This window comes from Sphingobium sp. TB-6 (assembly GCF_012927365.1).
Lineage (GTDB): Bacteria > Pseudomonadota > Alphaproteobacteria > Sphingomonadales > Sphingomonadaceae > Sphingobium.
Genome location: NZ_JABBGL010000025.1, coordinates 46,079 through 56,795, shown reverse-complemented (window position 1 = coordinate 56,795; position 10,717 = coordinate 46,079). Strand labels below are relative to the sequence as shown.

Genomic DNA, 10,717 nt, shown 5'->3' with positions numbered 1-10,717 from the left:
GGGCTACGCCCGCCCTCCGCCGCACGCAGCGCAAGGCCATCTTCAACAAACCAGCATCATATTATCTGAAAAGGGGGTCCCTCTTCGACGCCGATCGGGGGTCCCTTTTGAACGCCGTTTGACAGCGAATTGCCCGATATCCTCTAAATACTGCAAAAATCCGCAGGTGTAGGCGAAGCATACCATGTCCGTCATGGCACTCACCAGACCGCGTGCGCCACTGGTCCCGAAAGCGACTCCGGATCGTGCCATCAGGTCGGCAACCGAGACAGTCTGCGTCATAAGCCTCGTATTTTCCCGCCATCGGCGGTCATGCAAAGGATGGGAGGAATTAGGCTAAGTTAGTTTGCGACGTTGAGCGTCAGACCCTTAAGTACCTCTGTTACCTTGCGAACTTTCTGGGATTCACCACGCCGCAGGATCATGACATCGCCTTGTGAGACAACAACGATCAGATCATCGACATCCACGAGCGTCACACGTGGGCCATCAGTATGTACGAGGCAATTGCGAGCACCCAAGGGCAAGGTCTGACCGCGAACGGAATTGCCATGGGTATCCTTGACGCTGATGGCGTGCAGGGAATCCCAGCTTCCAACATCAGACCAGCCCATATTCACAGGCACGCATGCCACGAGTTTCTCTCGTTCCATAATAGCATAGTCGATCGAATCCGATGGGCAGGCCGCGAAAGCCTGTGGATCGGGAGAGATATGCCGACCATCCCGTGCTGCCCCTGCCAGGGAATTTTTAACTGCAGTCAACATTTCTGGCTGATGACGTTCCAGCGCCGCTAGATAGGCGTCGGCACGAAACATGAAAATTCCAGCATTCCAAGCATGATTGCCTTCGGCCAACATTGCACCGGCGCGTTCCGCATCAGGTTTCTCGACAAAGCGGAGCACTTCATGGGTCATTTCCCCGCAGCTTTGGCCCATTTTGATATAGCCATAGCCGGTTTCGGGAGCGTCTGGCGTTATACCAAAAGTGATGAGCCAACCCTCGGCTACCAGCGGCAGAGCGTGAGCGATCGCTTCATGGAAGGCAGGCAAATCTGTAATCATATGGTCGCTCGGCATCACCAGCATCGCGTCCTCCGCCCGCGTCTCGAGCGCAGCTAATGCGATGGCAGGAGCCGTATTGCGGCCGAAGGGTTCCAGCAGAACGCGATAATCTTGCAAACCACTCATTTGGAGTTGCTCGTCTATGATCTCGGCATGCGCGGCATTGGCGACCAGGATTGGCGCTCCTATCGGAGCGCTATTGCATCCCTCGGTACGCTTGATGGTGAGTTGCAGCATTGTCTCGTCCGCCGTCAACGGGAGAAGTTGCTTCGGACGCTCAGGTTTTGAAACCGGCCAAAGACGGGTGCCCGACCCGCCGGACAGAATAACCGGGACGATCCTTGTGAGGCTGTTGATCATGGCTCGCTTATACCGGGAGGACCGTTACTTAGAGACTGATCCGGCGGAAGTGGATCGATCTCAACGCCAGCTTCATGCGCGGAAAGGATCGGCTTGCCAAGTGATTTCCCATGAGCGATGCTTACTGCCCGGCCCGGGAAATTTGACGTTCAAGTCTGTGAGGGTTCCGGCGATCACAGGCTTTGCTTAGGGCCTGACCGAAAAAGAAGTTGAGCGATATCAGCCCGTTGTGATTCATGGGGTTGCGAGACCTAACATGAGACCAACGATGTGGACTGATACCACTCGGGCACAGCATGCCCGAGTTGCAGAGCGTTTGCCAAGTGACCTGACGGATACAGAGTGGGGCGTGATCGCTCCGCTGCTGCCAGTGCGTACGGCGCGAGGTCGCCCGCCGAAGTGGAGCCTGCGCCAGATCGTCGATGCTATGCTCTACATTCTGCGCGCAGGTCTGCCGTGGCGGATGCTGCCACGCGGAGACTTTCCGCCGATGACGACCGTGCAGCACTATTTCTACCGCTGGCGCGATAGCGGCCTGTGGCAAACGCTGAACCAGCATCTGCTGATGGCGGTGCGCGAGGCCATCGGGAAAGAAGCCTCGCCAACGGCAGGAGTGATCGACTCGCAGAGTGTGAAAACCACGGAAAGCGGCGGCATTTCAGGATATGATGCGGGCAAGAAGATCAAAGGCCGCAAGCGCCACATCATCACCGACACCAATGGCTTTCTTGTCGGAGCGGTGATCCATGGCGCGAACGTGCAGGATCGCGATGGCGCGCCCGAGGTGCTCAAAGCTGTCCGTCACGCCTTTCCCTGGCTTCGCCATGTGTTCGCCGACGGTGGCTATGCCGGGAAGAAGTTGCGGTCTGCGCTCAAGGCCGCAGGCACGTGGACCATCGAGATCGTCAAGCGTTCCGATACTCCAAGGGCTTTGAACTGATCCCGCGCCGTTGGGTCGTTGAACGCACCTTCGCCTGGCTCGGACGCAATCGTCGCCTGGCCAAGGATTTTGAACGGACCATCGAAAGTGCCACCGCATGGCTCTTCATGGCCTCCGTCCAACAAATTACCCGAAGGATCGCAAACCTTTGTGCCTAAACAACTTCTTTATGAGTCAGACACTAAGAAAGCATCCCAAGCCACACCACATACGATGTTTGCAGCAGCAGGATCGACGTAAACCACATGGCTGCGTAACTATATGTTGTCAGAGCGGACAAAGTGAACAAAAATATGGGTAAGGCTACCAATCAGACATAGCAAAAAGTCTTCAACGGCAACGAAATTAAAAGGGAAATATGCCAACGTACCGCCTTATTGCTCAGGCCGTCGAAAAGCCATGGGGCCGAACCGATATTCCTTCTCACATGGGAATCGACGGTTCCGGCCGTGTCGGTGAAATATGGTTTTCTCCGGAACAGGAGACCAGCCTGCCCCTGCTGGTCAAATATATTTTCACCAGCGAAAGCCTGTCTGTTCAAGTCCATCCCAACGATGAACAAGCTCAACAATATGGCCTGTCCGGAGGGAAGTCCGAATGCTGGTATGTGCTTGATGCTGCACCAGACGCTAAGCTGGGTATCGGCACCACTCAGGATTTGACGTGCGAGGAGTTGCGGGCTGCAGCGCTCGATGGAAGCATCGAAGCGCTGATCGAATGGAAGCCCGTAAGACCCGGCAGCTTTTACTATATTCCGGCAGGAACGGTGCACGCCATCGGTGGAGGCGTGACGTTGGTAGAAATTCAGCAAAATAATGACGTGACTTTCCGGCTCTATGACTATGGACGCCCGCGCGAATTGCATCTCGAACAGGGAATAGAAGTCAGCGTGGCGGAGCCATACGCCATGCCCGACCGGATCATTCCGTTGACAGCAGAAGAACAACTGGTCGTCTCTGGAGCGCCCTTCACTCTCGATATAATTCAGGGGGCAGCCCAAACCCTCCGGCAGGTGGAAGGAGAAATGCTGTGGTTCATTCCACTGGCTGGCTCCGGGACGATAGATGATCAGGCCTGGCGCCCAGGTGAATGCTGGCTGATAGAGGGCGGCGCTGCATTCGCGGTTGCCGAACAGATGAGCGGCCTGATCGCCCGCCCCATCTTTAGCGGACCAGACGCTAATCAACACAGCGTTGAGGTCATCGAAACTGTGCTTCGGAGAGCTGTTTGTGGATCGGCCTGGAGACGGAACCCGCTTAGATTTCGGCCAAGCCGCTGAAAGTGAACTAAAAATGCTACGGCGCCGGGGTCCCGATCGGCGCCGGTTCGAACCCCAGCACTATCTCAATTTCGCACGTTATTTCAGATAGTTGTGCTGCGCAAGGGCAGGGTTACGCATCGGCGCCGATCCACATCGATAGGCTAACATCTGAGAACATCGGCTGCATGGCCAAGCTGTTCGTGCAGCAATGGCACGCCGCCGACGAAGTGTCCCTCCAAGCTCGTGGTGACGGCTTCGCGATCCCGTCGCGCCACTTCTGGGAGGAGAAGCTCTCGAATTATGTCTGCGGGCAAGGCGAGAGTGACACAGACGCAATCATGGAGGAGTGGATCGACCGCGCCGAACAGCTCCTTAAGGCGCAACGGTTTGTTCGGAACCCGGAGGACGCGCTGGGCTTCGAGCGGCCCTGTAAGGCTCTCAAGGCCGCCGTGGCTGACTGGCTCCAGCTCCTCGGGCAGCGACCCGAAGCTCCCAGCTTCTCAGCGGGACTTGCCGCTCCGTGACGTTGCCGAGCTGTATCGCGACCAGGACGCCCCCCGGGCTCTCGCATAACAGCACGGTGAATCCGGGGTTATCAATGTCCCTACCAACTTGCTCCTAGTGATGTAGCGACATTTTCTTAAGAAACGGGCGCCCCGTCGAAAATCAGGTTAAAAGCGATGCGGGGCAGCTACGCGACGGCCTGCAAGCCCTTGCGCTGGATGATGGACAGCAGACGCAAGGCGGAGCCACCGGGGCGCTTCACGCCGCGCTCCCAATCGGATACCAGATTGCGCGATACGTTGAGATAGTCCGCAAACACCGGCTGTGAGACATGCTCGCGCTCGCGGATCGCGCGGATTTCATCGCCCGCGAGTGTCGGAGCGGGAGCAAGGCGCGCCTCGTCAAAAGTGCGAAGCGTTGCACGCGACACTACGCCCGCGTCGTGCGCGTCACTCATCATTTCATGGATCGCGCCTGCGATCTCGCTGCGATAGCCTTTATCCTTCGTCGCCATCTTCGATCTCCACCAGCATTCCCGACGCCCCCAGCCGGTCCCGTTCCTCGCCATTCCATTTCAACGCTTTGGTTGCCGCTTCACGCAACAGCGCCACGTCGGCTTTCGATATGTTCCCCGTTTTCGCAGAAACCATAGGCGCGCGCCCAAGCCCCGATCATAAAGTCCGCGTGGGATGCCGAGCATAAGGCATGTGCCGAGCCCCAGGGAACTTGCAAGCGCCATTCCGCATGAGCGGCATCACGGATCGATGGAAACCTGTATCCTAACAACACAGTCCCAGTCATTATCCGAATTGCGCCCAGGGCGCCTTCTGGAGAAGGAATGGATCGCTATGTCATTGAAAAATGGTGCTGCCGGTGAGGATTGAACTCACGACCTCAGCCTTACCAAGGATGCGCTCTACCACTGAGCTACGGCAGCACTATTTCATCCATCTGGCTATATCGCGCCAGCGGAGCCGGGCCTATGGCCGCCTCATCGGCCCATGTCAAGGCGGCTTGCGGCGGAAGATGCAATTTGATTAAGGGCGGGCCATGGCAAACGATCAGGACGAACGAAAAGAGCGTTTGGCGCAGGCATTGCGGGACAATCTGCGTCGCCGCAAGGCCCAGTCACGCGAATCGCGCGACGCGGACAGCCCTCGAAACTCCACCGACGCCAAAGAGTAGACCGGGCCGGTGGAGGCGCTGTGCTCCCGCATGAGCCGCCTACAAAGGCGCGCAGGCAGCCTTTAGCCAGTTGAGCGCATCGCCCTCCAGTTGTGGCCCGACGATCTCGATCACCTTGGCATGATAGGCATCCAACCAGGCGCGCTCTTCGCCGGTCAGCAAGTCCACGGCAATCGCGTTGCGGTCGATCGGCGCGAAGGTCAGCGTCTCGAACCCCAGCATTTCCCGTTCGGCGCCCGGCACGTCGCGCGGTTCGACCAGCACCAGATTTTCGATGCGGATGCCATATTCGCCTGTCTTGTAATAACCCGGCTCGTTGGAGAGGATCATGCCCGCCTGGAGCGCCTCGTCGCCGCCGCCGAAGGTCGCGATCCTCTGCGGACCTTCATGCACCGACAGGAAGCTGCCGACGCCATGGCCGGTGCCATGGGCGTAGTCCAGCCCCTCAGCCCAAAGATACTGCCGTGCCAGCACGTCGAGCTGGCCGCCCCGCGTTCCCCTCGGGAACTGTGCCCGGCCGAGCGCGATATGGCCCTTCAGCACCAGCGTGAAGCGGTGCTTCATTTCCTCAGTTGGCGTGCCGATGGCGATGGTGCGCGTCACGTCGGTGGTGCCGTCGCGATATTGCCCGCCCGAATCGACCAGATAGAGGCTGCCGGTCTCGATCGGCCGGTTCGTCTTTTCCTCGACCCGGTAATGCACCACGGCGCCGTTCGGTCCCGCGCCGGAAATGGTGTCGAAGGACAGATCCTCCAGCAACCCGGTCTCCTTGCGGAACGCCTCCAGCCTGGCCGCCGCGCCCAGTTCATCGACGCCGCCCTTGGGCGCCTCGACCGCGATCCAATGCAGGAAACGGCTCAACGCCGCGCCGTCCCGCGCCTGCGCCGCCTTATGGCCGGCAATCTCGACCGGGTTCTTGACCGCCTTGGGCAGCACCGCAGGATCGCGCAAGGAAAGCACGGTCGCGCCGCCCGCCTCCAGCGCCTCGAAGATCGCCGCCACCGCACGCTCGGGGTCTGCCGCCACGGTCTTCCCCGCAAAGCCCGCCAAGGCTCCGGCGAAATCGGCCCGGTCGTGCACCCGCACCGCATTGCCGAGATGCTTCACCACCGTCTCATCGATCTTTTCCGGCGCGACATAGATGTCCGCCGTCGCATCGGCATGGACGATGGCATAGGCGAGCGCCACCGGCGTCCGCTCCACATCCTTGCCCCGGATGTTGAAGGTCCAGGCCAGCGAATCGAGCGCCGACAGCACCGCCGCATCGGCGTGTTTCGCGGTCAGCCAATCGGCCATCGCCTGCCGCTTCTCCGCCGCCGACTGTCCGGCATAGCGGTCGTCATGCACCACCAGCTTGGCCTCGCTGGGGGCGGGGCGGTCCGGCCACACCGAATCGACCGGATTGGTGTCCACCGCCACCAGCGCCGCGCCGCGTTCGGCCAGCGCCTCGTTCGCCGCCTTCACCCAGGCGCGCGTGTGCAGCCACGGGTCATAGCCGATCCGGCCACCGGCAGGCGCATGCTCGCCCAGCCAGGCCGCCACGGATGTCTGCGGCACGCTCTCATATTGCCAGTGCGCCGCGTCCACCTGCTCGCGCACCTGGAGCGTATAGCGCCCGTCGACGAAGATCGCCGCTTCCTCCGGCAGCACGACGGCGCTGCCCGCCGAGCCCTGAAACCCCGTCAACCAGGCCAGCCGCTGCGCATAGGCGCCGACATATTCGCTCATATACTCATCGGTCAGCGGCACGACAAAGCCATCCAATTTATCGCGCACCAGTTGGGCGCGGAGGGCTTTCAGCCGGTCTTCATGCGTAGACATCAAATTTCCCTTGGACTTGTCGCCCCTCTTGCACAGGGCCTATGGCCGCCAACATAAGCAGACCAATATCGTTTCGCCAGATCAGGATAGTGAATGACCGCTTCCCCCAAAGCCCCCACCGCCGACCGCCGCCCGCACAGCTTCTCCCATCACGGCATCACGGTGGAGGATCCCTATGCCTGGCTGCGCGATCCCGGCTATCCGGAGGTGAAGGACAAGGCGGTGCTGTCCTATCTGGAGGAAGAGAACGCCTTTTTCGAAGCCGCGATGCAACCGCACAAGGCGCTGACTGACGCGCTGTTCGAGGAGATGAAGGGCCGCATCAAGGAAGATGACAGCTCGGTCCCGCAGAAGGACGGCGACTATATCTACTGGCGTGCTTTCGAGATCGGCGCGCAATATCGCAAATGGTATCGCAAGCCCGTCGCCGGGGGGGAGGATCAGCTCATCCTCGATGAACCCGCTCTGGCGGAGGGGCATGAATATTTCCGCCTCGGCGCCATGTCGGTCAGCCCGGACGGGCGTTACCTCGCTTATGCCATCGACAATAATGGCTCGGAGCGGTTCGAGGCGCGGATCAAGGACCTCTTTACCGGCGAACTTCTGCCTGAGATCATCCCTGACACCCTGTCCTCGCTGGTGTGGACGAGCGACAGCAAGGGTCTGCTCTACGGTATCGCCAATGAGCAGTGGCGCACCGACAATGCCCGCCTCCATTGGCTGGGTCAGGGCGTGGAAAGCGACATCGAGCTGTTCCATGAGGATGATGAAGGCTTCCGCGTCTCGGTCGGCCTCACCTCCTCGGAAAAGTGGATCGTGATCGCGACCGGGGACCATGTGACCACCGAAGCCTGGCTGCTCCCCGCCGACAATCCCACCGCGAAACCACTGCTCGTCGCCCCGCGTCAGCCCGGCCGGGAATATGAGGTCGATGAGCATGAGGGCACGCTCTACATCCGCACCAACGACACCCATCCCAATTTCCGGCTGGTGAGGGCGACGCTGGAAACGCCCGACCAGTGGGAAGAGGTGATCGCGTCGGACCCGCATTTCTACCTGACCGATTTCACGCTGTTCAAAGGCTTTTACGTCACCGAAGGGCGGCAGGACGGCCTCGACCAGATCGAGTTGCGCGACTATGCCACCCATAGCCCCAAGCGCATTCCCTTCCCGGAGGCCAGCTATTCGGCCTCGCTGGACGATAATCCCGAATATGACGTGACCAAGCTGCGCATCGGCTATGAATCGATGGTCACGCCGGACACGATCTATGACTATGATTTGGCGACGGGTGAACTCGAAGTCCTGAAGGTGCAGGAAATTCCATCAGGCTATGACGCGACCCGCTACGCTACCGAGCGGCTGATGATCCCGGCCCGCGACGGCACGCCAATCCCGGTGTCGATCGTCTATCCCAAAGACCTCCCCCGCGATGGCAGCGCGCCGCTCAGTCTTTACGGCTATGGCGCTTATGGCATCGCGATGGAGCCGGGCTTCTCCACCAGCCGGCTTTCGCTGCTGGACCGCGGTTTCGCCTTCGCCCTTGCGCATATTCGCGGCGGCGATGATCTCGGCCAGCAATGGTATCTGGATGGCAAGCTCGACAAGCGGATCAACACTTTCACCGATTTTGTGGATGTGGCGAAGAGTCTGATCGACTTGGGCTACACCTCTAAGGGCAAAATCGGCATTTCCGGCGGATCGGCGGGCGGCGAGCTGATGGGTGCGGTCGTCAACAGCAATCCCGATCTCTGGGGCGCGGTGGTGGCGCATGTGCCTTTCGTGGACGTGCTGAACACCATGCTGGACGAGACGCTGCCGTTGACGCCGGGCGAATGGCCCGAATGGGGCAACCCGATCGAGGACAAGGCCGCGTTCGAGACGATCCTCTCCTACGATCCCTACAGCAATGTGAGCGCGCAAGGCTATCCGCCGCTGATGGTCACGGCCGGCCTCAACGACCCCCGCGTGACCTATTGGGAACCCGCCAAATGGGTCGCCCGTTTGCGCGCCACGAAGACGGACGACAATATCCTGATCCTCAAGACCAATATGGGCGCGGGCCATGGCGGCAAGTCGGGCCGTTTCGAAAGCCTCCACGAAACGGCAGAGGAATTCGCTTTCATCCTTTGGCAACTGGGCGTCGCGGACTGATGTCCTCCACCTATACCACCCGGATCACCGCAGGCCCCGAGCATATCGACGTTCTGGGTCATGTGAACAACGCCGTCTGGGTCCAGTGGATGGAGCAGGTCGCGACCGAGCATTGGACCCGCGATGCCGATCCGGCGCATCTCGATGCCTATGTCTGGGTCGTGACCCGGCATGAGATCGACTATCGCGGCAATGTGCAGCAGGGCGAAACCGTTTCTGTCCGGACCTGGATTCCGCAAGGTCCGCGCGGTGCGCGCTTCGACCGTCACATGGAATTCACCGGCCCGGACGGCAAGGTGAAGGTGTCGGCCAAGTCCACCTGGGCGATCATCGACAAGGAAACGGGCCGCATTCTCCGGGTTCCGCCAGAGGTCGCGGCCCGCTTTATCGAGGGCTAGGCGAGCCGCCGCTCCTCCGCCCTCGTCTTCCACAGCGACCAGCCCACACCTGCGCCGATCAGCGCGAAGGTCACGCCCAGGCTCAGCGCGGGCGGGAATTTCCCTTCATCCAGCAGGAAGTCCGCCACGAATATCTTGGCGCCAATGAGCACCAGGATCGCGGCCAGCGCATATTTCAGATAGTGGAAGCGATGCACCATCGCCGCCAGCGCGAAATAAAGCGCCCGCAGGCCCAATATCGCCATCACGTTCGACGTATAGACGATGAAGGTATCGGTCGTGATCGCGAAGATCGCGGGCACGCTGTCCACCGCGAATATCAGGTCGGCAAAGTTGATCACCACCAGCGCCAGCAGCAGCGGCGTCGCCGCCGTCACCACCTTGCCCGTCTTCGGATCAGCCATGCGCGCCAGGAAATGCTCGCCATGCAGCTCCGGCGTCACCCGCATATGCTTTGAAATAAAGCGGATCGCGGGATTCTTGCCGACATCCATCGGCTCATCGCCGCTGAACATCATCTTGATGCCGGTGAAGATCAGGAAGGCGGCGAACAGGTACAGCACCCAATAGGCCTGATGCAGCAGCATCGCCCCGCCCGCGATCATCAGGCCGCGCAGCACGATCACGCCGATGATGCCCCAGAGCAGCGCCCGATACTGATATTTGGCCGGAATGGCGAAATAGGTGAAGATCAGGCTGATGACGAAGACATTGTCGATCGACAGCGCCTTTTCGATGAAGAAGCCGGTAAAATATTGCATTCCCGGCTCCGGCCCGCGCACGAACCAGACCCAGCCGCCAAAAGCCATGGCGATGCTGATGTAGAAGACGGAAAGCTTCAGGCTCTCCCTGATGCCGATTTCCTTATTCTCCTTGTGCAGGAAACCGAGGTCGAAGGCCGTCAGCGCCGCGACGATGGCGAAAAAGGCCAGCCAGAACCAGGCGGGCGTCCCCAGCCAGTCCATGAAGAGAAATTCCATGGGATATGCTCCTCTCGTTCAACAACAAAGGTTGATCGGAGAATCCGCTG

11 protein-coding genes, 1 tRNA gene and 1 pseudogene are annotated in these 10,717 nt (G+C 60.1%); 6 read left to right on the top strand and 7 right to left on the bottom strand.

The annotated features are described in order from the left end of the window. Positions 1 to 123 precede the first annotated feature (123 nt). Positions 124 to 282, bottom strand: a pseudogene (locus HHL26_RS24370) (phosphomannomutase); the annotation flags it as partial. A gap of 59 nt (positions 283 to 341) precedes the next feature. Next, positions 342 to 1,424, bottom strand: coding sequence for a mannose-1-phosphate guanylyltransferase/mannose-6-phosphate isomerase (locus tag HHL26_RS21805; protein WP_169576704.1), 1,083 nt, complete (start codon positions 1,422 to 1,424; stop codon positions 342 to 344). Between the two features lie 268 nt (positions 1,425 to 1,692). Between HHL26_RS21805 and HHL26_RS21800 the strand changes: the two genes are divergently transcribed. The 3 genes from HHL26_RS21800 to HHL26_RS21790 all read left to right on the top strand — a co-directional run bounded on the left by HHL26_RS21800 (position 1,693) and on the right by HHL26_RS21790 (position 4,149). Beyond that, a protein-coding gene (locus tag HHL26_RS21800) for an IS5 family transposase (protein ID WP_169576703.1) occupies positions 1,693 to 2,522 on the top strand; the annotation gives its coding sequence in 2 pieces (ribosomal slippage) (positions 1,693 to 2,347 and positions 2,347 to 2,522; 831 coding nt in all). Between the two features lie 200 nt (positions 2,523 to 2,722). Beyond that, a complete protein-coding gene (locus HHL26_RS21795; protein WP_169576702.1) occupies positions 2,723 to 3,643 on the top strand; it encodes a class I mannose-6-phosphate isomerase in 921 nt (306 codons plus the stop codon). A 167-nt stretch (positions 3,644 to 3,810) separates the two neighbouring features. Beyond that, positions 3,811 to 4,149 (top strand): hypothetical protein, encoded by a 339-nt coding sequence (locus tag HHL26_RS21790; RefSeq protein ID WP_066553009.1) that lies wholly within the window; start codon positions 3,811 to 3,813, stop codon positions 4,147 to 4,149. Between the two features lie 167 nt (positions 4,150 to 4,316). On the opposite strand, the gene HHL26_RS21785 is transcribed toward HHL26_RS21790, so the two are convergent. The 3 genes from HHL26_RS21785 to HHL26_RS21775 form a co-directional block, all read right to left on the bottom strand. Further along, positions 4,317 to 4,643, bottom strand: coding sequence for a DNA-binding transcriptional regulator (locus HHL26_RS21785; protein ID WP_066553008.1), 327 nt, complete (start codon positions 4,641 to 4,643; stop codon positions 4,317 to 4,319). Continuing rightward, positions 4,627 to 4,779, bottom strand: a complete 153-nt coding sequence (locus tag HHL26_RS21780; protein ID WP_240962545.1) for a type II toxin-antitoxin system RelE/ParE family toxin — start codon at positions 4,777 to 4,779, stop codon at positions 4,627 to 4,629. Before HHL26_RS21780 ends, HHL26_RS21785 begins: the two co-directional genes overlap by 17 nt. Before the next feature lie 212 nt (positions 4,780 to 4,991). Continuing rightward, positions 4,992 to 5,066 (bottom strand) — tRNA-Thr (locus HHL26_RS21775). A 113-nt stretch (positions 5,067 to 5,179) separates the two neighbouring features. Here HHL26_RS21775 and HHL26_RS24550 point away from each other — a divergent pair. Further along, on the top strand, positions 5,180 to 5,314 hold the full coding sequence (locus tag HHL26_RS24550; protein ID WP_254911417.1) for a hypothetical protein: 135 nt from the start codon (positions 5,180 to 5,182) through the stop codon (positions 5,312 to 5,314). Between the two features lie 39 nt (positions 5,315 to 5,353). Here HHL26_RS24550 and HHL26_RS21770 read toward each other — a convergent pair whose 3' ends face one another. Further along, positions 5,354 to 7,135, bottom strand: a complete 1,782-nt coding sequence (locus HHL26_RS21770) for an aminopeptidase P family protein (protein ID WP_066553005.1) — start codon at positions 7,133 to 7,135, stop codon at positions 5,354 to 5,356. Between the two features lie 93 nt (positions 7,136 to 7,228). Here HHL26_RS21770 and HHL26_RS21765 point away from each other — a divergent pair, with 93 nt between their 5' ends. Together HHL26_RS21765 and HHL26_RS21760 are read left to right on the top strand one after the other, a co-directional pair. Further along, a complete protein-coding gene (locus HHL26_RS21765) occupies positions 7,229 to 9,289 on the top strand; it encodes a S9 family peptidase (RefSeq protein WP_066553003.1) in 2,061 nt (686 codons plus the stop codon). Continuing rightward, positions 9,289 to 9,687, top strand: coding sequence for an acyl-CoA thioesterase (locus HHL26_RS21760; RefSeq protein WP_066553001.1), 399 nt, complete (start codon positions 9,289 to 9,291; stop codon positions 9,685 to 9,687). The genes HHL26_RS21765 and HHL26_RS21760 overlap by 1 nt, the downstream gene beginning before the upstream one ends. Here the strand turns inward: HHL26_RS21760 and HHL26_RS21755 are convergent. After that, positions 9,684 to 10,667 (bottom strand): TerC family protein, encoded by a 984-nt coding sequence (locus HHL26_RS21755; RefSeq protein ID WP_066552998.1) that lies wholly within the window; start codon positions 10,665 to 10,667, stop codon positions 9,684 to 9,686. The genes HHL26_RS21760 and HHL26_RS21755 overlap by 4 nt on opposite strands. Between the last annotated feature and the right edge of the window lie 50 nt (positions 10,668 to 10,717).